Origin of the sequence: Microbacterium sp. LKL04 (assembly GCF_900102005.1) — a bacterium.
Taxonomy (GTDB): Bacteria; Actinomycetota; Actinomycetes; order Actinomycetales; family Microbacteriaceae; genus Microbacterium.
Window position 1 is genome coordinate 330,754 of sequence record NZ_LT627736.1, and the last position, 22,166, is coordinate 352,919.

The window sequence follows — 22,166 nt, forward strand, 5'->3', positions numbered from 1 at the left end:
GGGACGAGCACCGGATCGGATGTCGGTGCCACGCCGTAGTCTGTTGTGGTGACCACCGCTCTGTACCGCCGTTATCGCCCGGAGACCTTCGGCGAGATGATCGGGCAGAGCCAGGTGACCGAGCCGCTCATGACAGCGCTCCGCAGCGACCGCGTCGGTCATGCGTACCTCTTCTCGGGTCCGCGCGGGTGCGGCAAGACGACCTCGGCGCGCATCCTCGCACGCTGCCTCAACTGCGCGCAGGGTCCGACCGACACTCCGTGCGGCACATGCGACTCGTGCGTCGAGCTCAGTCGCGGCGGGGGCGGCTCCCTCGACGTGGTCGAGATCGACGCGGCATCCCACAACGGCGTCGACGACGCGCGCGACCTCCGCGAGCGCGCCGTGTTCGCGCCCGCACGCGACCGGTTCAAGATCTTCATCCTCGACGAGGCCCACATGGTCACGGCGCAGGGCTTCAACGCGCTGCTCAAGCTCGTCGAGGAGCCGCCCGCGCACGTCAAGTTCATCTTCGCGACGACCGAGCCCGAGAAGGTCATCGGCACCATCCGCTCGCGCACCCACCACTATCCGTTCCGCCTGGTCGCGCCCGCGGCGATGCTCGAGTACGTCGAGCAGCTCTGCGCCACCGAGGGCGTCTCCGTCGAGGCGGGCGTGCTGCCCCTCGTCGTCCGCGCGGGCGGCGGATCCCCCCGTGACACGCTGTCGCTGCTCGATCAGCTCATCGCCGGGTCCGAGGACGGCGCCGTCGGCTACGAGCGGGCCGTCGCCCTCCTCGGGTACACGCACGCCGAGCTGCTCGACGAGGTCGTCGACGCCTTCTCGTCCCACGACGCGGCGGCCGCGTTCGGAGCCGTCGACCGCGTCGTGCAGACCGGTCAGGATCCGCGGCGCTTCGTCGACGACCTGCTCGAGCGCCTGCGCGACCTCATCATCGTGGCCGCGACCGGCGAGGGCGCCCGCGCCGTGCTGCGCGGGGTGCCGGTCGACGAGCTCGAGCGCATGGCGCGACAGGCATCCGCTTTCGGCACCGACCGGCTCTCACGGATCGCCGACCTCGTCGTGACGGCGCTCGACGACATGACCGGCACGACCTCGCCCCGTCTGCAGCTGGAGCTCCTCGTGGCACGCGTGCTCGCGGCGACGGATGCCGGCGCCCCCGCGGCCTCGGTCGCGGCGGCCGCTTCCGCTCCGCAGTCGGCGGCTGCGCCTCGCCCCGCGGCGACCGCGTCGGCATCGGCCCCTCCCGCGGCACCTGCAGTAACACAGGCACCTGCAGCAGCACAGGCACCTGCGGCAGCACAGGCGCCTGCAGCAGCACAGGACCCTGCGCCCGCCGCGACCCCCGAGCCCGCGTCGGCTCCGCCCGTTGCCGCTCCCGAGCCGGCGGTCCCCACCGGGCCGGTGACCTTCGAGCAGATCCGCGACGCGTGGCCCGAGATCCTGCGCCGCCTCGAAGACATCAGCCGCACCTCGTGGATGATCGCCACCGCGTCGCGTCCGGTCGCGTACGCCGAAGGCGACATCCTGACGCTGTCGTTCCAGAGTCACTCCGACGTGCAGTCGTTCAAGAAGCTCTCCGCAGGCAAGGGGCCGAGCGAGGACCTCCGCAGCGCGATCCTGTCGGTGCTCGGCGTGCGGGTGAAGTACCTCACCCGCCATGACACCGATCCGACTCCGCCGCCGCCCGGCGGGATCGGTCCGGACGCACCGCCCGAGCCCGACGCGCCCGAGGGCGGCTACGGGGTGTCGCCGGTCGCGGCATCCCGGCCCGCGTCAGCGACCCGGTCCGCGCCCGCTTCGGCGGCGCCTGTGACCGAGTGGGCGGTCGCCCCGATCCCGACCGACGACAACGCACCGGCCGCGCAGTTCCCCGTCGACGACGAGCCCGAGGATGCGGCGCCGTCACCGGTGCGGACGCTCACGGTGCAGCGCGAGGGCGATGTCCTTCCTGCCGAGGCCCCGTCCGACGATGACGAGGACGACATCCCGCCGCCGGTGGATGCCGATGCTCCGGTTCCCGTCCACTCGCCGCCGCCCCGTCCCGCCCCCGAGCCGCCCCGCGGACCTCGCCCTGGCGGGATCGAGCGGGTCGGCGAGGCCGCCGTCCGCCAGCTTCTGGGTGCCCGCTTCGTCCGCGAAGAGCCGTACACCCCTCCGACGAGGTTCAACTGATCCATGTACGACGGCATCGTCCAAGACCTGATCGACGAATTCGGTCGTCTTCCCGGCATCGGCCCGAAGTCGGCCCAGCGCATCGCGTTCCACATCCTGCAGACTCCGTCGTTCGACGTGTCCCGACTGGCGCAGTTGCTGTCCGAGCTCCGCGAGCGCGTGCGCTTCTGCGAGATCTGCGGCAACGTCTCGGAGCAGGCGCAGTGCTCCATCTGCCGTGATCCGCGGCGCGACCGCACCTTCATCTGCGTCGTCGAGGACGCGAAGGATGTCTCGGCCATCGAGCGCACGCGCGAGTTCCGCGGTCTCTACCACGTGCTCGGCGGCTCGATCAGTCCGATGGCGGGCATCGGCCCCGACGATCTGCGGATCGCGCAGCTCATGCAGCGCCTCGCCGACGGCACCGTGACAGAGGTCATCCTCGCCACCAATCCCAACCTCGAAGGCGAGGCGACGGCGACCTACCTCAGCCGCCTGCTCCGCAGTCTCGAGATCAGCGTCACCCGGCTCGCCTCCGGTCTGCCCGTCGGCGGCGACCTCGAGTACGCCGACGAGGTCACGCTCGGTCGCGCGTTCGAGGGCCGCCGCGCGGTCTGAGGTCAGTCGGTCGGGGCGAACAGCTCCGGCTCCTGCGCGAGCGTGCGTTCGACGGCAGCTGCGATGTCCTCGTCCTCGATGCGGTATTCCTCGGTGACGCGCTCCTCGGCCTCGCCCCACGCGTCGTCGTCGCCGATGCCGGCGGTCTCGTCGTACTCCGCTGCGGCGCGGTCGACGGCCTCGGCCGTCGGTTCGAGACCCAGGGTGCGATAGCCGTCCGCCACGGCGTCGAGGGGGAACTCCTCGTCCGCGGAGTGCGACTCGATCGCGTTCCAGAAGCCGCCGCCCTGGACCGTGGCGTGGAAGGTCAGCACCCGCCGGACGGCGAGGTCCCCGGGGAGGGAAAGCGGTTCGTCGAGGTCGGCGGCACGGTTCCAGATCTCGTCACTGGCAGAGCTCATGCGGCGAGCCTAAGGCAGAGCCTGGGGGCGCGTTGAGAGCAGAGCTCAGGAGCGCTCGCGCGCGCGGGCACGGATGACGGTGCCGAGCGACGCGCGCAGCGGCTGGCCGACGTAGATGCCGAGTGAAGCACCGACGGCGAGGGCGATCCCGATCGTCGCCGCGGAGGCGAGGGTCGTGAAGCCCGAGAGGAGCAGGGCTGTGCTGCTGCCCGATTCGACGACGCCGAGGAGCCCGCGGAAGACGGCCGCTCCGGGGACCATGGGCAGGATCGCCGCGGTCGTGATGGCGACCGACGGCACGTGCAGCCGGTACGCCGCGAGGATGCCGACGAGGCTGCCCGCGAAGGCGCCGACGCCGCTCGCGGCCGCCGTCTCGAAGCCGAGAGCGGATGCCGCGGTGTACCCCGCCCAGGCGACGACACTCAGACCCACGCTGACCGCCACGACCCGAAGGCCGGCTCCGTTGTAGATCGTGACCGAGACGGCGATGAGCGCCGCGCCGACGAACTGCAGCGGGAGCGGTCCGAACGGCAGCGGGTCGTTGGGGACGTCCATTCCGGCACCCACCACCCGGGCGGTCTCGAGGCCCGCGAGGATGCCGAGGACGACGCCCAGGGTCTGCGTCATGAGCTCGAGGATGCGGCCCGTCGCCGTCAGGGCGAAACCGTCGATCGCGTCCTGCGCGGCGCCCACCACGGTGAGCCCTGCGAGCATCAGCACGATCCCCGATGCGACGATGACCGTCGGTTTGATGTCCTGCGCGACGGGCCACCCCGTCGCCTCGAGGCTGGGCGCGACGGCGGCGATGAGCGTCAGGACGAAGGCGCCGGCGACCTGGCTGAAGAAGAAGGGGACGTGGGCACGGCCGAGGAGGAACTGCGTGATCGCGGCTCCTCCCGCGGCGATGAAGGAGAGCAGGATGACGAGCCAGTTGGCGCCGAACATGAGGGCGACGCCGACCGCGAGGAGCGCCTGCGCAGTGACGATGACGGGCGGGTGGTAGGCGAACGGTGTGCGGCGCACGACACGGAACTCGGCGCGCGCGGCGTCGACCGGCATCCCGCCCCTGATCTGGGTGACGAGGGCCTGAAGTCGCTGCAGGCGGGCATGATCGGGGGCCTGGCTGCGGACGACCCGCATGAGGGTGATCGGCTTGTCTGCGCCGCTCCGATGGTGCGCCACGGTGATCGAGTTGTAGCTGACATCGACGTGGACGGGGTCGAGTCCGTAGACGCCGGCGACCCGCACGATCGTCAGGGTGACCTCGCTCGCGGGCGCGCCCGAGGCGAGCATCGACTCCCCGATGCGGATGCTGAGATCGAGGACCCCGACCGCGAAGGCGTCGTCGATCACCGGCAGCATCTCGGTGTGCGGCGCCGAGCTCTCGGGGGAGCGGACGAGCGCCTGCAGCGACGTGAAGAACTGGCGTCGTCCCATGTCCTCCAGCCTAAATGAGCGGCTCTCGCGGGCGTCACATGGCGGTGGCGGTACGAGGCGCTCCGTAGGATGGTGCCCGGGCGTGAGTCACCGCCCGCCGGCTGCGTCCGGCATCCACCCGGGAGTATCCGACCATGGCCCTGATCGTCCAGAAGTACGGCGGTTCGTCCGTCGCCGACGCCGAGAGCATCCGCCGCGTCGCGAAGCGGATCGTCGACGCTCGACGTGCCGGTCACGACGTCGTCGTCGCCGTCAGCGCGATGGGCGACACGACCGACGAGCTGCTCGACCTCGCCTCGCAGGTCTCGCCGCTGCCGGCGCCGCGCGAGCTCGACATGCTGCTCTCCAGCGGTGAGCGGATCTCGATGGCGCTGCTGGCGATGGCGATCAACTCGATGGGCTTCGAGGCGCGCTCGTTCACGGGCAGCCAGGCCGGCATGATCACCGACAGCTCACACGGCGCCGCGCGGATCGTCGACGTCACGCCGGTGCGCGTGCGCGAGGCGCTCGACGAGGGAGCGATCGTCATCGTCGCCGGCTTCCAGGGGTTCAGTCGCGACACCCGCGACATCACAACGCTCGGCCGCGGCGGGTCCGACACGACCGCCGTCGCGCTCGCCGCCGCCTTGAACGCCGACGTCTGCGAGATCTACAGCGACGTCGACGGCATCTTCACGGCCGACCCCCGCGTCGTGCCGAAGGCACGCAAGCTTGCGACCGTCACCTCCGAGGAGATGCTCGAGCTCGCCGCGAACGGGGCGAAGGTTCTCTACATCCGCGCCGTCGAATTCGCCCGCCGCCACGGCGTCATGATCCACGCCCGCTCGACCTTCAGCTCGGGCGTCGGCACGTATGTTCTCGGTGCGGGGATGACCGCCCCCGACCACGAAGAGGGAGAAGAGATGGAAGAGCCCATCGTCACCGGTGTCGCCACCGACCTCAGCCAGGCCAAGATCACCGTCGTCGGTGTGCCCGACGTCCCCGGCAAGGCCGCCGACATCTTCAAGATCGTGGCGAAGTCCGGCGCGAACGTCGACATGATCGTGCAGAACGTGTCAGCCGCCGCGACCGGCCGCACCGACATCTCCTTCACGCTCCCCAAGGCCGAGGCTTCCACGGCGCTGCGCGCCCTCTCGGTCGAGCAGGGCGCGGTCGGCTTCGACAAGCTCGTCCACGACGACCAGATCGGCAAGCTCTCGGTCGTCGGCGCCGGCATGCGCACGCACTCCGGTGTCTCGGCGACGCTGTTCGAGGCCCTGTCGACGACGGGCGTCAACATCGAGATGATCTCGACCTCGGAGATCCGCATCTCGGTCGTGGTCCGCGGCGACGACCTCGCCGAGGCCGCGCGCGTCGTGCACACGGCCTACGGGCTCGACGGCGACACCGAAGCCGTCGTCCACGCCGGCACCGGTCGCTGACGCGTCAGCGCCGCGAGCGGAGCCAATCGACGAAGCTCGGCCCGGCGATGGTCGCCCCCGGTCCCGGCAGGGCGAGGCCCTCGCGCATGCCGCGCATCTGAGCGCTCGGGATGTCCACCGGGATGACGAGCCGCCGCGATCCGTCGCGGTGCACCCAGGCCCGGATCATCCGGTCCAGGCGTTCCTCGCGGGGACCGGCCAGGTCCGGCACCCGCCCCTGCGCGCCTGCGACGGCGAGGTCGATGAGCCGCGCGGCGACCTCCGCCGCGGCGACCGGCTGCACCCGTGCACGCGGAGCGAGCTGAAGCGGCCCGAGGCGCGCCTGCATCGCGACCTGCCCGGCGAACTCGTGGAACTGCGTCGCCCGCAGGATGCTCCACGGCAGGGCGCCGTCCTCGAAGACCTGCTCCTGCCGGACCTTGCCGGCGTAGTAGCCGTTCGGGTTCCGGTCGATCCCGACGATCGACAGGAGCACGGCATGCCCGACCCCGGTGCTCGCCGCGGCGGAGAGGAGGGTGCCGGACGCCGCGGCGAAGAACTCCGTCGCCGTCGCCGCGCTGGTCGTGGCGACGCTCGCTGCGTCGATGACCGCCTCCGTCCCCGCGAGGGCGCGCTCGACCGCCGCCCGGTCCCGGAGGTCCACCCCCGCGGCGCGCGAGAGGACGACGACGTCGTGCCGCGCCTCCCGCGCTCGCTCCACCACGAGCCGTCCCACCGTGCCTGTCCCGCCTGCCACTGCGATCTTCATGTCGTCCCTTCCGAAGGTGTGTCACTGTGGTGACGACGCAGCCTCCCCGAATGTGAGGCCCGGGACGGAGATCGCCATGACGGATGCCGCGACCCGCCCGATCGGCGACGTCGACGCCTCCCGCCGTACGCTCGTCGCCGCGGCGTACCGCATGCTCGGAACGTTGGCCGACGCTGAGGACGCAGTGCAGGAGGCTTACGTCCGGTGGCTGCGATTGAGCGCATCCGAGCGCGAGGCCATCGAGAATCCCGGCGGCTGGCTCATGCGCGTGACGGGACGGATCTGCCTCGACGTGCTGGGCTCCGCACGCGTCCGGCACGAGACGTACGTGGGGGAGTGGCTGCCCGAGCCGGTTCCCGTCGGCGCGTCCGGTGACCCTGTCGATGTCGTCGTCGGGGCCGAGGGCGTGTCGACCGCCCTCCTGGTGGTGGTGGAGACGCTCACCCCCGCCGAGCGCGTCGCCTTCGTGCTACACGAGGCGTTCGCGGTGCCGTTCGCCGAGATCGCCGAGGTGCTGGGGAGGTCGGCGGACGCGTGCCGGCAATTGGCGGCATCCGCTCGCCGTCACGTCGGGCGCCGCGCGGGCGCCGGCGTCCCGCGGGGCCGTCACGACGAACTGATCGCGGCCTTCGCCGCCGCGAGTGCGAGCGGGAGTCTCGACGCCCTCGTCCGGGTGCTCGCGCCCGACGTCGTCCTGGTCTCCGACGGCGGCGGGATCGTGTCCGCCGCGCGGCGGCCGGTCCGCGGGGCGGACCACGTCGCGCGCTTCCTGCTCGGGCTCGCGGCCAAGCAGCCGACCGCGACCTACGAGCCGGCCGTCACCGGAGACGGGCTCGGGTTCGCGATCCGGGTCGACGGCGTCCTCGCGGCCGCGGTCACCTTCGCCACCGATGGTGATCGGATCACCGATGTCTGGATGATGCGGAACCCCGAGAAGCTTCGCGCGTGGGTGTAGCGTCCCGCGGCGACACATGCGGATCGCGGTACCCGGCGCGCCGGTAGAATCGCCGGAACCCGCTCTCCTGCGCCCTGCCGCGACGTCCCGTCGCGCGGCGCCGCACCCTCGAGGAACCGCACCATGACCGTCTTCTCCGAATCGGGATTCTCCGTCGCCGTCGTCGGCGCCACCGGACAGGTCGGGACGGTGATGCGCGACATCCTCGTCGACCGCGCTTTCCCGATCCGCGAGCTGCGCCTGTTCGCGACGGCACGCTCGGCGGGCTCGACGATCGAGGTCGACGGTCGCGAGATCGTCGTCGAGGACGTCGCGACGGCGGACCCCAGCGGCATCCAGATCGCCCTGTTCTCGGCGGGTGCGACGGGCTCCCGCGCCCACGCCCCGCGCTTCGCGGATGCCGGCGCCGTCGTCATCGACAACTCGAGCGCCTGGCGCATGGACCCCGAGGTGCCGCTCGTCGTCAGCGAGGTCAACCCGCACGCGATCCGCAACCTGCCCAAGGGCATCATCGCCAACCCGAACTGCACGACGATGGCCGCGATGCCCGTCCTGAAGCCGCTGCACGTCGAGGCGGAGCTCGTCCGGCTCACCGTCAGCACGTACCAGGCGGTCTCGGGCTCCGGTCTCGCGGGCGCCGAGGAGCTCCTCGGCCAGGTCGAATCCGTCGTCGCCCAGGGCGGAGCCATCGGCCTCGTCCACGACGGTGCCGCGGTGGACTTCCCCGAGCCGCAGAAGTACGTCGCGCCCATCGCCTTCAACGTCATCCCGTTCGCGGGCAGTCTCGTCGACGACGGCGACAACGAGACCGACGAGGAGAAGAAGCTCCGCAACGAGAGCCGCAAGATCCTCGAGCTCCCGGGCCTCCGCGTCGCCGGCACGTGCGTCCGTGTTCCGGTCTTCACGGGCCACTCGCTGTCGATCCACGCCGAGTTCGCCGAGGACATCACGCCCGACCGGGCCCGTGAGATCCTTGCGGACGCCGCAGGCGTCGCCCTGGCCGACGTCCCCACGCCGCTCGTTGCCGCCGGAGCCGACCCGAGCCTCGTCGGACGCATCCGCGCCGACCAGTCCGCGCCCGAGGGCAAGGGGCTCGTGCTCTTCATCAGCAACGACAACCTCCGCAAGGGCGCGGCGCTCAACGCCGTTCAGATCGCCGAGCTCGTCGCGGCCGACCTGGCCGCCCGCGTCTGAGGACGGATGCCGGGTCCCGCCCCGCGTGATGGGACCCGGCATCCGCCTTTCATCAGGGGAAAGAACCCGCTTTCCTGCCGCCTCGACCCGCCGCGGGCGGCGACTCCGGCCGTAGCGGCGACGTAGACTGGATGACCGTGACTGACAATCCCGGAGCAGACGATCAGGCCGCAGAGAACGCCGCAGCAGCCGGCCCCGCCGCAGTGAGTCCGACGGACACCTACGACGCCCTGCTCATCGGCGGCGGCATCATGAGCGCCACCCTCGGCACCCTCCTGCAGCAGCTCGAGCCGGACTGGAAGATCGGCGTCTTCGAGCGCCTCTCCGAGGTCGCGCAGGAGTCCTCCAACGCGTGGAACAACGCGGGGACGGGCCACGCCGCCCTCTGCGAGCTGAACTACACGCCCGAGTCCTCCGACGGCACGATCGATCCCTCGAAGGCGATCGGCATCAACGAGCAGTTCCAGCAGTCGCGTCAGCTGTGGAGCGCCCTCATCGAGCGCGGCGTCCTCGACGAGCCGTCCACCTTCATCAACGCGACGCCGCACATGACCTTCGTCCGCGGCGAGAAGGATGTCGCGTTCCTCAAGAAGCGCTACGAGGTGCTCAAGGAACAGCCTCTGTTCGCCGGCATCGAGTACTCCGAGGACTCCCGCGTCATCAACGAGTGGGCGCCGCTGCTCATGCAGAAGCGTCGCAAGGGCGAGCCGTTCGCGGCCACCCGCGTCCCCGCGGGCACCGACGTCGACTTCGGCTCGCTCACCCGCCAGCTCTTCGAGCACCTCGCCGCCTCCGGCGTGGATGTCGAGACCAACCGAGAGGTACGGAACCTCAAGCGCCAGAAAGACGGCACGTGGGAGGTCACCTACCGCCAGACGGTCGGCCGGACCCCCGGGAAGGTGCGGGCGCGGTTCGTCTTCGTGGGTGCGGGCGGCTGGGCCATCAAGCTCCTGCAGCGCTCCGGCATCCCCGAGATCTCGGGCTACGGCGTGTTCCCGATCGGCGGCCAGTGGCTGAAGACCTCGAAGCCCGAGCTCGTCGCGCAGCACAAGGCGAAGGTCTACTCGCAGGCCTCCGTCGGCGCGCCCCCCATGTCTGTCCCGCACCTCGACACCCGCGTCGTCGACGGTGAGGCATCCCTCCTGTTCGGTCCGTTCGCCACGTTCAGCCCGAAGTTCCTGAAGAACGGCCGGATGACGGACATCGTCGCCCAGGTGCGCCCGGGCAACATCCTTCCGATGCTCAAGGTCGCCATCGACAATCCCGGCCTCATCAAGTACCTCGTCAGCGAGCTGTTGAAGGGTCACGGCAAGAAGGTCGACTCCCTCCGCGACTTCATGCCGAGCGCGCGCGACGAGGACTGGGAGCTGCTGCAGGCCGGCCAGCGCGCGCAGGTGATGAAGAAGGACCCGAAGAAGGGCGGCGTGTTGCAGTTCGGCACCGAGGTCGTCAGCTCCGCCGACGGCTCGATCGCGGGCCTCCTGGGTGCGTCCCCGGGTGCCTCCACCGGTGCGTCGATCATGCTCGGCCTGCTGAAGACGTGCTTCCCCGACCGCCTGGCGGGCTGGGAGCCCACTCTCAAGACGCTCATCCCCACGTACGGTCAGACGCTCAACACGTCTCCCGAGACGGCCTCCGAGGTGCTGCAGAAGACCGCAGCCGCGCTGCAGATCAACGTCTGAGACGCGTCCGTGGCGAAGCTGTACTTCCGCTACGGCGCGATGAACTCGGGCAAGTCGACGGCCCTGCTGCAGGCGGCGTTCAACTACGAGGAACGCGGCCAGCATGTGCTGCTGGCCAAGCCCGAGATCGACACGAAGGGTGCCGACCAGATCTCGAGTCGCCTCGGCGTCGAGCGCACCGTCGACTTCCTCATCGGCCCCGACGACGATGCTCGCGAGCTGTTCGCCCAGCATCGTCGGCGCGTCCAGCGCGAGGCGGAGGCGGCGCTCGTGCCCGACGTCCGCACGGACGTCGCGTGCCTGCTCGTGGACGAGGCCCAGTTCCTGACCCCGGAGCAGATCGACGACCTGCTCCGGATCGCGGTGAGCGACGGCATCCCCGTCCTCGCCTACGGCATCCGAACGGACTTCCAGACCCGGGCCTTCCCCGGGTCCGCGCGACTCATGGAGCTCGCGCACAGCCTCGAGGAGCTCAAGACCATCTGCCGGTGCGGGAGCAAGGCGCTCTTCAACCCGCGGCTCGTCGGCGGACGGTTCGTCTTCGACGGCGACCAGGTCGCGATCGACGAGCTGTCGTCCGACCGGGTCACGTACGAGTCGATGTGCGCGCGGTGCTACCTGCGCGAGTCGGGCGACAGGCTGCGCTGACGCCTCAGAGCGTGGGGATCAGCTCGTCGAGGAAGGCTGCGGTGTCCTCCCAGCCCTCCACGGCGTGACAGGTGACACCCATGGCCAGGACGGGGTAGTCGTTGCCGTGCTCGTCGAGGCGGTCGCCGACGAAGAGCATGTCGTCGAGGGGGATGCCGGTCTGCTCGGCGAGCTTGCGCATGCCGTAGGCCTTGTCGATGCCGCGGTGCGTGATGTCGACCGACGTCGACCCGCCCGAGCGGACCTCGAGGTCCGGGATGCGGGCGGCCACGGCGTCGCGCAGGGCGTTCTTCTTCTCGCCGGTCGGATCCCACGCCGTTTTGGCGTCGAGGGGTGCGGACTGGCCGAGTGCGGAGAACGTGATCTGCGAGCCACGGTCCTCGAGGATGGGGCCCCAGGTCTGGCTCTCCCAGAGGCCGAGGCGCTTCGCCTCCTCCTCGACGGCGGCGAGGGCGCGGGACTTCTCGTCCTCGGTCAGCGAGAGCGCGTACACCGTCTCGATGCCGTCCGTCGTGAGGCGGTAGTACTGCGTGCCGCATGTCGGCATCAGGTGCAGGCGGGCGAGGGTCGCGGCATCCGTCTCGGGCAGGCGCTCGACCACCTGGGTCTGGAACTGCTGCAGCTGACCACCGGAGATGATCGCGACCTCGATGCGCTCGGCGAGCCGGAGGAGCAGGTCGCCCATGCGCGGGTCGATCGCCGTCTTCGAGGGGGCGAGTGTGTCGTCGAGATCGAACGCGACGAGGCGGGGAGAGGTCATGGTGCTCCGTTCCGTGGGAGGTGCGATGGCCCCTCCGGGGAGGGATGCGAAAGGCCCCGCCGGAATCCGGCGGAGCCTCTCTGCGGTCGGGGTGACAGGATTTGAACCTGCGGCCTCGTCGTCCCGAACGACGCGCGCTACCAAGCTGCGCCACACCCCGTGGCAACCCTCCAAGCTTACCCTGCCGACCGCCTCTCGGGCGAATCGTCGGCGCGTCGGGCGCGGAGGACGAGGACGGATGCCTCGGGCCGGCAGCCGAACCGGATGGGGGCGTAGATGGAGTGGCCGAGGCCGGCGCTGACGTTCAGGGGAACGGTCCGTCCTGCGTGCGTCCACTCGCTCCGCCCGCGGGCCTGGTCGAGCGGGATGTCGCAGTTGGCCACGAGCGCCTTCCTCGCGAAGGGGATGCGGACCTGGCCCCCGTGAGTGTGACCGGCGAGGAGGAGGTCGGCACCGGCATCCGTGAACGCGTTCAGCACCCGTTGGTACGGCGCGTGCGTGACCCCGAGTCGCAACCGGGGGGAGTCATCGCCGGGCAGCACCTCCAAAGCCGTGGTGGCGGCCTCGAGGTCGTCCCACTGCCGGTGGGCATCGTCGACGCCGAGTGCGTCGATGCGGAGGCCCGCGACGCGGATGGTCGCCGCCGTGTTGTCGAGGGCGGTCTGTCCGAGATCGCTCAGATACGCGTCCAACGCGTCGGTGTCGAGGCGACGACCGCGCACGGGGTGGTCAGACGGGCCGGTGAAGTACTTCAACGGGTTCCGCCCGCTGGGAGCGACCTTGTCGTTCGAGCCGTGGACGAAGAAGCCCGGCACGCCGCGGAGGGGTTCGAAGGCCGCGCGGATGCCGCGGATCCCGTCATCGTGCCCGAGGTTGTCGCCCGTGTTGATGACGACATCGGGCTGTACGGCGTCTGCCAGGTCGGCGATCCACCGCTGCTTGCGGTGCTGCCACGGGGCCATGTGCGCGTCCGACAGGTGGAGGACCGTCAGCGACGGGCTGCCCTCGGGGAGCACGGCGAGCTCGTGACGACGCGCCGTGAAGAGGTACCGCTCGATGCCGATGCCCCAGACGGCGGCGGATACGCCGACCGCCCCCACCGCGCCGAGCGCGGTGAGGGCGGTCCGTGACGCAGGCCTCACGGGCCGTTGCCGTTGCCGTTGTTGCCGTTACCGTTGCCGGGGCCGCCGCCGTCGTCGCCGCAGTCCTTGGCCTGGTACTGGATCGTGATGGTGTCGTCCCGTCCGACCGTCTCGCCTGCAGCGGGATCCGTGCCGGTCACGACTCCCTCGGGCGGAGCCGCATCGTCCTGCTTGCAGCTCTGCTCGAGGTTGGTGAATCCGGCGCCGTTGAGTGCTGCAGCCGCCTGTTGCGGCGTTCCGCTGACACCGGGCACGACGACACCCTTGCCGTCACTGGGGCTGATCGTGACCGTCGTGCCCGACACGACGCGGCCGGCACCGGGGCTCTGCGCGACGATCGTGCCCTCGGCCTCGGGCGAGGCCACGGGGTCGCCGACGGTGACACTGAAGCCGGCCGCCTCGATGCGCTGCGTCGCGGCGTCGACGTCCAGACCGACGACGTTGGGCAGCTGGGCGTAGGCGCGCTTGGTCAGCTCCGTGGACGGCTTCGGGAAGGCGGAGCCCCCGAACTCGGCGTTGGCCGCCCGCTGCATGGCGGGCCAGATCGAGTTGCGGATGCGGGAGAGCTTGTACCCGCTCTCGACATGCTCGTCCAGGCGCACGTTCTCCCACGCGCCGTTGCGCTCGATGGCGTTGACGTTGCCCACCCAGACAGCGGTCGTGACCTTGGAGCTCGACCCGATCATCCAGGTGTGGATGAACTCGTGGATGCCGGTCTTGCCGAAGATCGGAACGCCGTCAAACGTGCGGGCGCCGCTACCGGTTCCGCTGGCGGACATGACGCTCTCCAGGACGTAGGCAGCCGTAGCGGCAACGTCCTCGCTGAGCTTCCGCTCGCACTTCGTGTCGGGGATGGGCTGCTCCTTACCATCCGCGTCCACGACGCGATCGATGGCCTTCGCGGCGCACAGCGTGCCGTTGGAGGCGATGGCCGCGTAGGCGTTCGCCATGTCGACCGGCGCCACGGCCTGGGACCCGAGCACGTCGTAAGGCTGATTCTTGGTGTCCAGCGGTCCGCCGCCGCCGGTGGTGACACCGAGGTCCATGGCCACGCGGTTGGTGGAGCAGACTGAGATCTTTTCCGCCATCGTGAGGAAGCCGGAGTTGAGGGAGTCCTTCGTGAAGCGGGCGACCGTGCCGCTGTAGCCCGGGTTTCGCTCGAAGTTGCCGATGCGGTTCGAGCCGTCCGGTGCCTTGCCCGGGCCGGTCCACACCGCCTGGGTGTTGCCGTCGCACGTCTCCACCGTCTTCTTGCCGATGCGTCCGTTCAGCATCTCGTTGACCGAGTGGCCCTGCTGCATCCAGTTGATGAGGCTGAAGACCTTGTAGGTCGATCCGGCCGAGTGGCCTCCGCCGCCGTTCGCCGTGGGGACGTTGTAGTTGACCTGGGTGGTGCCCTTCTCGCCGACCTGGTCGCTCCAGGGGCGGTTCTGCACCATGGAGAGAACGCGACCCGTCCCCACCTCGACCTGCACGCCGGAGGCGCCGAGGTCCATGTAGCTCACGTCAGCCGGGACGACGGAAATCGCCTCGTTCGCCTTCTTCTGCAGCGAGGTGTCGAGGGTGGTGTACACCTTGAGGCCCCCGCGTCGCAGGGTCGCCAGCCGGTCGTTCTCGGTCTTCCCGAAGGCTTCGTCCTTGCGGATGATCGACGTGACGTAGGCGCAGAAGAACTCCGAGTCCTTCGCCTCCGAACAGCCCTGCGGACGCGACGTGATCTTGGGGGTGATCGGCGCCTTGATCGCTTCGTCGTGTTCGGCCTGGGTGATCTTCTTGTCTTCGAGCAGTCGGTTGAGGACGTAGTCGCGACGGACCGTCGTCAGGCGGTAGCTGTCCTCCTTGCCGTTCACCTGCGTGCCGTCCTTGGCGGTGATCGTGCCGCCGGGCTTGTCGATACGCAGAGTGTTCGGCTCCTGCACCATGCCGGCGATCACGGCGGCCTGCTCGATGGTGAGCTTGTCGGGAGTCGTGTCGAAGTAGTGACGTGCGGCGGCGCCGATCCCGTACACCGACCCGCCGAAGTGGGCGATGTTGAGGTACCCGATCAGGATCTCGTCCTTGGAGTACTTCTTCTCGAGCTGGATCGCGTAGCGCATCTCCTGGATCTTGCGCTGATACCCCGAGGTGCCCTCGTTGGCGGTCGACTCCTTGTAGCAGGCGTACACCTGGTCCTGGTCGGTGGCCTTGGCCTCGCACGCCTGCTGCAGCACGTTCTTGACGTACTGCTGTGTGATCGACGAGCCGCCGCGGGTCGTGCTCGAGGTCGCGTTGCGCGCGAGGGCGCCGAGCGTGCCGAGCAGGTCGATGCCGCCATGCGTGTAGAAGTTCTTGTCCTCGCTCGAGAGGATCGCGTCGTACATGACCGGGGTGACCTGGTCGAAGGTGACCGGGATGCGATTCTGGTCGTAGAACTCGGTGAGTTTGACGTCTTTGCCGTCGTCGTTCTTGGCGTAGATCGTCGTCGGGAGCATGAGCTTCTCGATCTTGAGGTAGCTCGGCATGTCCTCGAACATCTGGATCGCGCTCGAGGCGGCATAACCGGACACCGCGATGGCGGGGGTGACGGTCGCCGAGACGAGGAGGCCTGCGACGGTGCTGAGGCCGACGAGGCCCATCAGGCCTCCGAGCACACCGGTGGCCGTGCGTTTCGAGTGGGGCATAGGCTGATCGTAAGGGAGATAACTGGGGGATGCCTCGGTGACGCTCCCTATGTCGAGCCCGCCAGGGCCGCGCCGTGACGACCTCCGGGAGACTCGAAATGACCACGTGGGAGTACATGACCACCCCGCTGCTGATCCACAACACCGCCGCGATCCTCAACAACTGGGGCAAGCAGGGGTGGGAGCTGGTGCAGGTGGTGACGGGTCCCGAGGGTGGCCTCGTCGGCTACTTCAAGCGTCCGTCGGGGGGCGAGGGTTCGGCGAACGCCGGGCTGGATGCCGCGGCCGTCGCCGCTCGTCAGTTCGGACAGGGCTGATGTCGGTCACGGCCCGGCTGGCCGAGCTCGGCATCGAATTGGGCGCCGTCGTCCCGCCACTGGCCGCCTACATCCCTGCGAAGGTGCACGGCGATCTGGTCTACACCTCGGGTCAGCTCCCCATGGTCGACGGCGCGATGCCGGCCACGGGCAAGGTCGGCGACGGCGAAGGGTACGTCTCCGCGGACGAGGCCGCCTCGCTCGCGCGCCAGTGCGCCCTCAACGCGATCGCTGCGGCTGCGGCGGCGGTGGGCGGCGTGGACCGGCTGACCGGCGTGGTGAAGGTGACGGGATTCGTGGCATCCGCCCCGGAGTTCACCGGCCACCCGGCGGTCATCAACGGAGCGAGCACCGTGCTCGGTGAGATCTTCGGCGATGCAGGGCGACACGCCCGCTCCGCCGTCGGCGTGGCGGCTCTCCCCATCGACAGCTCGGTCGAGGTCGAGGTCGTCTTCTCGCTTTCTTGAACCGAGTGCAACTTCTCAGGCACCCAATAACACGCCGGTGAGATACGCATAGACCTCGGCGCCACTCTGGCCCCATGATCAGCACTCGCTTCTCATCGTCCCCTCTCTTCCGCACGGCCGCCGTCTTCGCCGGCGCCGCCCTCCTGACCGGGTGCGCCGCCGGTGGACCGCCGGCCGCTGCGGCCCCGTCGTCTTCCGAGAGCCCAGCCCAGGCGGCATCCACGACCTCGGGCGGTTCACGCGTCGCCCGGGACGATGCGGCGACGGAGAAGGCCAACCTTGCGGTCGTCACCCGGCTCTTCTCCGCGACATTCCCCGACCCGGATTCAGCTGAGGCCCGCGCTGCGGCCGCCGCGAGCGTCGAGAAGGACGCGACGGTGCACGGCGGGAACAACGCGTCGGGACCCGCCGGTCTCCTCGCGCAATTCGCCGCTGAGCACAAGAGCGTCTCGGGGGCGCAGGCCGTCATCAAGCGCACCGCCGCCGACGGTGATCTCGTCGCCGTCCACTACCAGGTCACCGCCGACCCCTCCGATGAGCGTACAGGGGAGGCCGCGGCCGATGTCTTCCGTCTCGCCAGAGGCAAGATCGTCGAACGATGGGCGTTCGCACAGCCCATCGCGCAGGGACCGGCGGCGAGCGGCAACACGAACTCGATGTTCAGCGACCTCTACGACCCCGCCACGCCTTCGCCCGCGCCCACCGAGGCGCAGGAGGAGAAGAATCGGGTCTTCGCCGTCGCCGCCTTCGACACGCTCTTCAAGGACCAGGATGCGGGCATCCTCGACCGTGCATTCGATCCGAACTATCTGCAGCACAATCCGGTCGCACCGAACGGGACAGCGGCGCTGAAGTCCCTCTTCGGCGGGGGAGCCGCTTTCCCGCCCATCGAGTCGACGGTGTCGCTGTCCGACGGCGACCTGGTGTGGACCCTGTCCCAGGCCGTGGGCGCGAAGGCCGACGACCCGTACACGGCGCTCGACATCTTCCGCGTCGACGGCAACCTCATCCGTGAGCACTGGGACGTCGTGCCCACCACGCCGGCGGGCTGAGCCGACTCAGACGTTCTTCGTCACCTGACCCTTGATGGTGGACATCACCATCGTGTCGGCAAGGGTCGTCGTGTCGCCGACCTCACGCCCCTCCGCCACGTCGCGCAGCAGTCGCCGCATGATCTTGCCGCTGCGGGTCTTGGGGAGCTCGGTCACGATGTAGACGTCGCGTGGGCGGGCGATCGGCCCGATCTGGTCGCCCACCCACGCGCGGAGCGTATCGACGAGGCCATCGAGGGAGTTCGCCTTCATGTACGACTCCTTGATGACGCAGAAGGCGACGACCGCCTGCCCGGTCGTCTCGTCGGACGCACCGACGACGGCCGCCTCGGCGACGGCTTCGTTCCCGACGAGGGCCGATTCGATCTCGGTCGTCGACAGGCGGTGGCCCGAGACGTTCATGACGTCATCGACGCGCCCGAGGAACCAGACGTCGCCGTCCTCGTCCAGGCGGGCACCGTCGCCGGCGAAGTAGAAGCCCTGTTCGCCGAACTTGTCCCAGTAGGTCTCGGCGAAGCGCTCCGGGTCGCCCCAGATGCCGCGCAGCATGCTCGGCCACGGCTCCGTCAGAACCAGGAGCCCGCCGTTGCCGTTGCCGACCTCGTTGCCCTGATCGTCCACGACGTCGAGGCTCACGCCGGGGAGGGGGACCTGCGCGCTGCCCGGCTTCGTCTCGGTGACGCCCGGGAGTGCGGACACCATGATCGCGCCGGTCTCGGTCTGCCACCACGTGTCGACGATGGGGGCCCGATCGCCGCCGATCACGTGGCGGTACCACATCCACGCCTCGGGGTTGATGGGTTCGCCGACGCTGCCCAGCAGGCGCAGCGACGACAGGTCGTGCTGCTCGGGGATGCTGCGGCCGAGCTTCATGAACGAGCGGATGGCGGTGGGCGCCGTGTAGAGGATCGTCACCCCGTATTTCGCGACGATCTCCCACCACCGGCCCGGGTGGGGAGTGTCGGGCGTGCCTTCGTAGATGACCTGGGTCGCGCCGTTGGCGAGCGGGCCGTAGGTGACGTAGGTGTGACCCGTGATCCAACCGATGTCTGCGGTGCACCAGTAGACGTCGCTCTCGGGGTGCAGGTCGTGGACGACCTTGTTCGTGAACGCCGCCTGCGTGAGGTACCCGCCGCTCGTGTGGAGGATGCCCTTCGGCTTCCCTGTCGTCCCCGACGTGTAGAGGATGAAGAGGGGGTTCTCGGCAGGGAAGGGCTGAGCTGCGTGATCCGGGGATGCCGCGGGCACGAGGTCGTGCCACCAGAGGTCGCGACCGTCCTGCCAGCTGACCTCGTTCCCGGTGCGCTTGACCACCAGGACGTGCTCGACGGTCTCCTGCGGGCCGTGTCCGCGGTCACCGAGGGCCTGGTCGACGGCGGGCTTGAGAGGGGAGGCCTTGCCCTTACGGTATCCGCCGTCGCTGGTGATGACGAGCTTCGCACCGGCGTCGTCGATGCGGGAGCGGAGGCTGTCGGCAGAGAATCCGCCGAAGACGACGGAGTGGATCGCGCCGATGCGCGCGACGGCGAGCATCGATGCGACGGCCTCGGGGATCATCGGCAGGTAGATCGCGACGCGGTCGCCGGCCTCGACGCCGAGGTCTGTCAGCACATTCGCGAGGCGCTTCACCTCGTCGGTGAGTTCTGCATAGGTGACACGACGCTCGTCGCCCGGCTCGCCCTCCCACAGCAGAGCGACGCGGTCGCCGTTGCCTGCTTCCACGTGACGGTCGAGGCAGTTGTAGGCGACGTTGAGCTCGCCGTCCTCGAACCAGGTCGCGAACGGCGGGTTCGACCAGTCCAGGGTCTTCGTGAAGTGCTTCGCCCAGTGGAGGGCGCGCGCCTGCTCGGCCCAGAACGTCTCCCGATCGGCGGCGGCGGCGTCGTAGAGGTCGGCGCGCCCGTTGGCCTGCGCGGCGAACTCCGTGGACGGCGCGAAGCGTCGGGTCTCGGTGAGGAGGTGGTCGATCTGGCTGCTCATGCGGCGCTCCTTTGCGTCCCGGCCGTCGTGGCCCCGTGCGGCGATGCGGTCACTCTATTTTTCGTCGCGGACGCCCGACTACCGCCGTTAGTGGGTGAGGGCGGATTCATAGGGTGGAAAGCGCAGCCGTGGGCGCGAGGAGCGTAAGATAGTTACCGCCCGAACATCGATTCGGCTTCGCGATCGCACTGATCCCCCCTGATGCGCGATCGCGTGGGCGGCACCCTTTCCCCCCACTGGGTGCCGCCCTTCTCTCTTTCCCGGGTTCGTGCTCGCCGCCGTCTTCTGCACACATGCGCTCGGCCGCTCGTCGTACACGGGCGTCGGCATCGGAGACTCACCATCGGGTGGGGCTGCCTAGCGTCTCGGGCATGCCGCATCCGTTCATCGTCGTTCGTCGAGGTGTCGGCGCCGCCGCAGAGCCGCGACCGGTGCCGGGGCATCCCGTGGTCGCGCCGCTCCGGCGGTACCTGGCGGACCCGGATGTCACGGACGTCTTCGTCAATGGCTGCGACGGTCTCTACATCGACCGCGGACGAGGAACGGAGCGCGTCCCGGACTGGGAACTCGACGAGCACGCGGTTCGTGACCTCGCGGTCGGCCTCATCGCGCTCGGCGGGCGCCACCTCGACGATGCGACTCCCTGCGCAGATGTCAGGTGGGAGCACGGGGCCCGCGTTCACGCGGTTCTGCCGCCGATCTCCTGCACGGGGGCGACGATCTCCATCCGGTTGCCGGGAACCGGGATGCCGGATCTCGACGATCTCGGTCGGCGCGGCGCGTTCGACGCGGCGACGGGTGCGCGGCTGGAGAGACTTGTCGACCGGCGCACCAACGTCCTGGTGACCGGGGCGACAGGCGCCGGCAAGACGACGTTGCTGGCCGCGCTGCTGGGGCGGGTCCCGGTCTCGGATCGGATCGTCACGATCGAGGACGTCGCGGAGCTCCGCATCGCCCACCCTCACCACGTCCGACTGGAGGCGCGGCAGGCGAACCTGGAGGGCGTGGGGGCAATCCCGCTCGGTCGTCTCCTCCGCGAAGCGCTGCGCATGCGTCCCGACCGTCTGGTGGTGGGCGAGTGCCGCGGCGAGGAAGTCCGTGAGCTCCTCGCCGCCCTGAACACGGGCCACGACGGTGGTGCGGGGACGGTGCACGCGAGCGGCCTCGCGGACCTCCCCGCGCGGCTCGAGGCTCTGGGTGCTCTCGCCGGAATGGATGATCGTGCTCTTGCGCGTCAGACCGCCAGTGCGATCGGCGCCGTCGTCCACGTGGAACGCGGATCCGACGGCGTGCGACGCGTGGTCGGGCTCGCCCGCCCCGTGGTCCGCGACGACCGGCTCGGGATCGAGGCGATCTCGTGATGCGCCGAACGACGGCGCGGGAGGCGGCGTCGCCCGACGCGGCGGAGGTCGCCGCCGTCGTGCAGCGCCTCGCCGTCCTGCTGCAGGCGGGGATCGCGCCCCATGCCGCGTGGCGACATCTCGCCGATGCGGGAGACCCGGCAGCGATCGCTGTGTGCGACCGATGGGATGCCGGTGGCTCGGCGGCATCCGCTCTCTCCGAACGCGGCGATGCCTGGCGGCAGATCGGGATCGCGTGGCAGGTCGCGACGGTCGTGGGAGCGCCGCTCGCGATGAGCCTACGCGGGCTGGCCGAGGCGCTTCGCGACGCTCACCAGGCTCGCGATGACGTGCGCACGGCGCTCGCCGAACCTCAGACGACGGCACGGCTCATCTCATGGCTGCCGCTCGTGGCGCTGGGACTGGGCGCTGCTCTCGGGTTCGATCCGTTCGCCGCGCTCGCGACTCCCGTCGGCGCGGCCTGTCTCGTCGCGGGTGGGCTCCTCATGCTGACGACGCACCGGTGGACGCGCGCCTTGGTCGCCCGAGCTCAGCCGGGGGAGGAGATCCCGGGGCTCGACGCCGAGGTGATCGCGATCGCGCTGTCGGGAGGGGTGTCCATCCCGCGGGCGATCGAGGTGGCGACGGCTGCCTCCGGGCTCGGGCCGTCGGCGGGAACAGAGGCGGTGCTCGCCCTGTCGCGATCGGCCGGTGCCCCCGCCGTGGAGTTGCTGCGAGCGGATGCCGCGGCCCGCCGCCAGGCGGCGCGCACCGAGGGGCGGCTTCGCGCCGCGACCCTCTCAGGGCGACTGCTGCTGCCGCTCGGGGTCTGCACGCTGCCCGCCTTCCTGCTGCTCGGCGTCGGGCCGATGCTGCTCTCGGTCCTCACCACGACCCCGCTCACCCTGTGAGCCCACGACGTGCCCATCATTCGCAACCCACCGGAGGATAACCATGACAATCCACGACCTGCCCACCCTGACCCGCCGCCGCGCGGCCGAGCTCTTCGCCGACGAGTCCGGCGCGGCGACCGCCGAGTACGCCATCGCGACGATGGCGGCCGTCGCCTTCGCCGGCCTGCTGGTGATCATCATGCGCTCGGACGAGGTGCGCGGCATCCTGACCGACCTCGTCCGGCGCGCCCTCACCGTCTCATGAGGCGGGACGAGCGGGGATCTGTCGCGGCGGAG

Annotated in this window: 20 protein-coding genes and 1 tRNA gene; 13 read left to right on the plus strand and 8 right to left on the minus strand. The window is 70.1% G+C overall.

What is annotated here, in order from left to right; all coding sequences use genetic code 11:
* The first annotated feature begins 48 nt into the window (after positions 1–48).
* Both BLP38_RS01630 and recR read left to right on the plus strand, forming a co-directional pair.
* Complete coding sequence (locus tag BLP38_RS01630; RefSeq protein ID WP_172824643.1) at positions 49–2,175, plus strand: DNA polymerase III subunit gamma and tau; 2,127 nt, start codon at positions 49–51, stop codon at positions 2,173–2,175.
* 3 nt (positions 2,176–2,178) lie between these two features.
* A complete protein-coding gene (recR, locus tag BLP38_RS01635; protein WP_091352017.1) occupies positions 2,179–2,772 on the plus strand; it encodes a recombination mediator RecR in 594 nt (197 codons plus the stop codon).
* Between the two features lie 2 nt (positions 2,773–2,774).
* On the opposite strand, the gene BLP38_RS01640 is transcribed toward recR, so the two are convergent.
* Positions 2,775–3,173 carry a DMP19 family protein gene (locus BLP38_RS01640; RefSeq protein ID WP_091352018.1) on the minus strand — a complete coding sequence of 133 codons (399 nt, stop codon included), beginning with the start codon at positions 3,171–3,173 and terminating at the stop codon, positions 2,775–2,777.
* 45 nt (positions 3,174–3,218) lie between these two features.
* Complete coding sequence (locus tag BLP38_RS01645) at positions 3,219–4,610, minus strand: threonine/serine ThrE exporter family protein (protein WP_091352020.1); 1,392 nt, start codon at positions 4,608–4,610, stop codon at positions 3,219–3,221.
* A 134-nt stretch (positions 4,611–4,744) separates the two neighbouring features.
* On the opposite strand from BLP38_RS01645, the gene BLP38_RS01650 reads away from it, so the two are divergent.
* Complete coding sequence (locus BLP38_RS01650; RefSeq protein ID WP_091352022.1) at positions 4,745–6,031, plus strand: aspartate kinase; 1,287 nt, start codon at positions 4,745–4,747, stop codon at positions 6,029–6,031.
* Between the two features lie 4 nt (positions 6,032–6,035).
* On the opposite strand, the gene BLP38_RS01655 is transcribed toward BLP38_RS01650, so the two are convergent.
* A complete protein-coding gene (locus tag BLP38_RS01655) occupies positions 6,036–6,779 on the minus strand; it encodes an SDR family oxidoreductase (protein WP_091352023.1) in 744 nt (247 codons plus the stop codon).
* 52 nt (positions 6,780–6,831) lie between these two features.
* On the opposite strand from BLP38_RS01655, the gene sigJ reads away from it, so the two are divergent.
* The 4 genes from sigJ to BLP38_RS01675 all read left to right on the plus strand — a co-directional run bounded on the left by sigJ (position 6,832) and on the right by BLP38_RS01675 (position 11,258).
* Positions 6,832–7,734, plus strand: a complete 903-nt coding sequence (sigJ, locus tag BLP38_RS01660; RefSeq protein WP_231916543.1) for an RNA polymerase sigma factor SigJ — start codon at positions 6,832–6,834, stop codon at positions 7,732–7,734.
* 123 nt (positions 7,735–7,857) lie between these two features.
* Positions 7,858–8,928, plus strand: coding sequence for an aspartate-semialdehyde dehydrogenase (locus tag BLP38_RS01665; RefSeq protein ID WP_091352027.1), 1,071 nt, complete (start codon positions 7,858–7,860; stop codon positions 8,926–8,928).
* Between the two features lie 131 nt (positions 8,929–9,059).
* Positions 9,060–10,610: a malate:quinone oxidoreductase gene (locus BLP38_RS01670; protein WP_091352029.1), complete on the plus strand. Its 1,551-nt coding sequence runs from the start codon at positions 9,060–9,062 to the stop codon at positions 10,608–10,610.
* A 9-nt stretch (positions 10,611–10,619) separates the two neighbouring features.
* A complete protein-coding gene (locus BLP38_RS01675; RefSeq protein ID WP_091352031.1) occupies positions 10,620–11,258 on the plus strand; it encodes a thymidine kinase in 639 nt (212 codons plus the stop codon).
* A gap of 4 nt (positions 11,259–11,262) precedes the next feature.
* Here the strand turns inward: BLP38_RS01675 and BLP38_RS01680 are convergent, their stop codons facing one another.
* The 4 genes from BLP38_RS01680 to BLP38_RS01695 form a co-directional block, all read right to left on the minus strand.
* Positions 11,263–12,018: an HAD-IIB family hydrolase gene (locus BLP38_RS01680; protein WP_091352033.1), complete on the minus strand. Its 756-nt coding sequence runs from the start codon at positions 12,016–12,018 to the stop codon at positions 11,263–11,265.
* A gap of 86 nt (positions 12,019–12,104) precedes the next feature.
* Positions 12,105–12,178: transfer RNA gene (locus BLP38_RS01685), tRNA-Pro, on the minus strand.
* A gap of 16 nt (positions 12,179–12,194) precedes the next feature.
* Entirely contained in the window at positions 12,195–13,160 is a 966-nt protein-coding gene (locus BLP38_RS01690) for a metallophosphoesterase (protein WP_091352035.1), read from the minus strand.
* Complete coding sequence (locus BLP38_RS01695) at positions 13,157–15,820, minus strand: transglycosylase domain-containing protein (RefSeq protein WP_091352036.1); 2,664 nt, start codon at positions 15,818–15,820, stop codon at positions 13,157–13,159. The genes BLP38_RS01690 and BLP38_RS01695 overlap by 4 nt, the downstream gene beginning before the upstream one ends.
* A 98-nt stretch (positions 15,821–15,918) precedes the next feature.
* Here BLP38_RS01695 and BLP38_RS01700 point away from each other — a divergent pair, with 98 nt between their 5' ends.
* The 3 genes from BLP38_RS01700 to BLP38_RS01710 all read left to right on the plus strand — a co-directional run bounded on the left by BLP38_RS01700 (position 15,919) and on the right by BLP38_RS01710 (position 17,656).
* The gene (locus BLP38_RS01700; RefSeq protein WP_065571304.1) at positions 15,919–16,137 is read left to right on the plus strand and encodes a DUF4177 domain-containing protein; all 219 of its coding nucleotides are present in this window, start codon (positions 15,919–15,921) and stop codon (positions 16,135–16,137) included.
* On the plus strand, positions 16,137–16,604 hold the full coding sequence (locus BLP38_RS01705; RefSeq protein WP_091352038.1) for a RidA family protein: 468 nt from the start codon (positions 16,137–16,139) through the stop codon (positions 16,602–16,604). Before BLP38_RS01700 ends, BLP38_RS01705 begins: the two co-directional genes overlap by 1 nt.
* Positions 16,605–16,678: 74 nt before the next feature.
* Entirely contained in the window at positions 16,679–17,656 is a 978-nt protein-coding gene (locus BLP38_RS01710; protein ID WP_091352040.1) for a nuclear transport factor 2 family protein, read from the plus strand.
* A gap of 6 nt (positions 17,657–17,662) precedes the next feature.
* On the opposite strand, the gene acs is transcribed toward BLP38_RS01710, so the two are convergent.
* Positions 17,663–19,636: an acetate--CoA ligase gene (acs, locus tag BLP38_RS01715; protein WP_091352041.1), complete on the minus strand. Its 1,974-nt coding sequence runs from the start codon at positions 19,634–19,636 to the stop codon at positions 17,663–17,665.
* A gap of 371 nt (positions 19,637–20,007) precedes the next feature.
* Here acs and BLP38_RS01720 point away from each other — a divergent pair, with 371 nt between their 5' ends.
* The 3 genes from BLP38_RS01720 to BLP38_RS01730 are packed head-to-tail and all read left to right on the plus strand — an operon-like array spanning position 20,008 to position 22,134.
* A complete protein-coding gene (locus BLP38_RS01720; RefSeq protein WP_231916544.1) occupies positions 20,008–20,997 on the plus strand; it encodes a TadA family conjugal transfer-associated ATPase in 990 nt (329 codons plus the stop codon).
* Complete coding sequence (locus BLP38_RS01725; protein ID WP_091352044.1) at positions 20,997–21,887, plus strand: type II secretion system F family protein; 891 nt, start codon at positions 20,997–20,999, stop codon at positions 21,885–21,887. Before BLP38_RS01720 ends, BLP38_RS01725 begins: the two co-directional genes overlap by 1 nt.
* Positions 21,888–21,930: 43 nt before the next feature.
* Entirely contained in the window at positions 21,931–22,134 is a 204-nt protein-coding gene (locus tag BLP38_RS01730; RefSeq protein ID WP_091352046.1) for a DUF4244 domain-containing protein, read from the plus strand.
* Positions 22,135–22,166 lie beyond the last annotated feature (32 nt).

Coding starts and splice junctions, on each gene's coding strand:
- BLP38_RS01665 (WP_091352027.1), top strand. CDS start 7,858: ATGACCGTCTTCTCCGAATCGGGATTCTCCGTCGCCGTCGTCGGCGCC.
- BLP38_RS01655 (WP_091352023.1), bottom strand. CDS start 6,779: ATGAAGATCGCAGTGGCAGGCGGGACAGGCACGGTGGGACGGCTCGTG.
- BLP38_RS01640 (WP_091352018.1), bottom strand. CDS start 3,173: ATGAGCTCTGCCAGTGACGAGATCTGGAACCGTGCCGCCGACCTCGAC.
- BLP38_RS01700 (WP_065571304.1), top strand. CDS start 15,919: ATGACCACGTGGGAGTACATGACCACCCCGCTGCTGATCCACAACACC.
- BLP38_RS01650 (WP_091352022.1), top strand. CDS start 4,745: ATGGCCCTGATCGTCCAGAAGTACGGCGGTTCGTCCGTCGCCGACGCC.
- BLP38_RS01680 (WP_091352033.1), bottom strand. CDS start 12,018: ATGACCTCTCCCCGCCTCGTCGCGTTCGATCTCGACGACACACTCGCC.
- BLP38_RS01720 (WP_231916544.1), top strand. CDS start 20,008: ATGCCGCATCCGTTCATCGTCGTTCGTCGAGGTGTCGGCGCCGCCGCA.
- recR (WP_091352017.1), top strand. CDS start 2,179: ATGTACGACGGCATCGTCCAAGACCTGATCGACGAATTCGGTCGTCTT.
- BLP38_RS01670 (WP_091352029.1), top strand. CDS start 9,060: ATGACCGTGACTGACAATCCCGGAGCAGACGATCAGGCCGCAGAGAAC.
- acs (WP_091352041.1), bottom strand. CDS start 19,636: ATGAGCAGCCAGATCGACCACCTCCTCACCGAGACCCGACGCTTCGCG.
- BLP38_RS01705 (WP_091352038.1), top strand. CDS start 16,137: ATGTCGGTCACGGCCCGGCTGGCCGAGCTCGGCATCGAATTGGGCGCC.
- BLP38_RS01725 (WP_091352044.1), top strand. CDS start 20,997: ATGCGCCGAACGACGGCGCGGGAGGCGGCGTCGCCCGACGCGGCGGAG.
- BLP38_RS01710 (WP_091352040.1), top strand. CDS start 16,679: ATGATCAGCACTCGCTTCTCATCGTCCCCTCTCTTCCGCACGGCCGCC.
- BLP38_RS01645 (WP_091352020.1), bottom strand. CDS start 4,610: ATGGGACGACGCCAGTTCTTCACGTCGCTGCAGGCGCTCGTCCGCTCC.
- BLP38_RS01695 (WP_091352036.1), bottom strand. CDS start 15,820: ATGCCCCACTCGAAACGCACGGCCACCGGTGTGCTCGGAGGCCTGATG.
- BLP38_RS01730 (WP_091352046.1), top strand. CDS start 21,931: ATGACAATCCACGACCTGCCCACCCTGACCCGCCGCCGCGCGGCCGAG.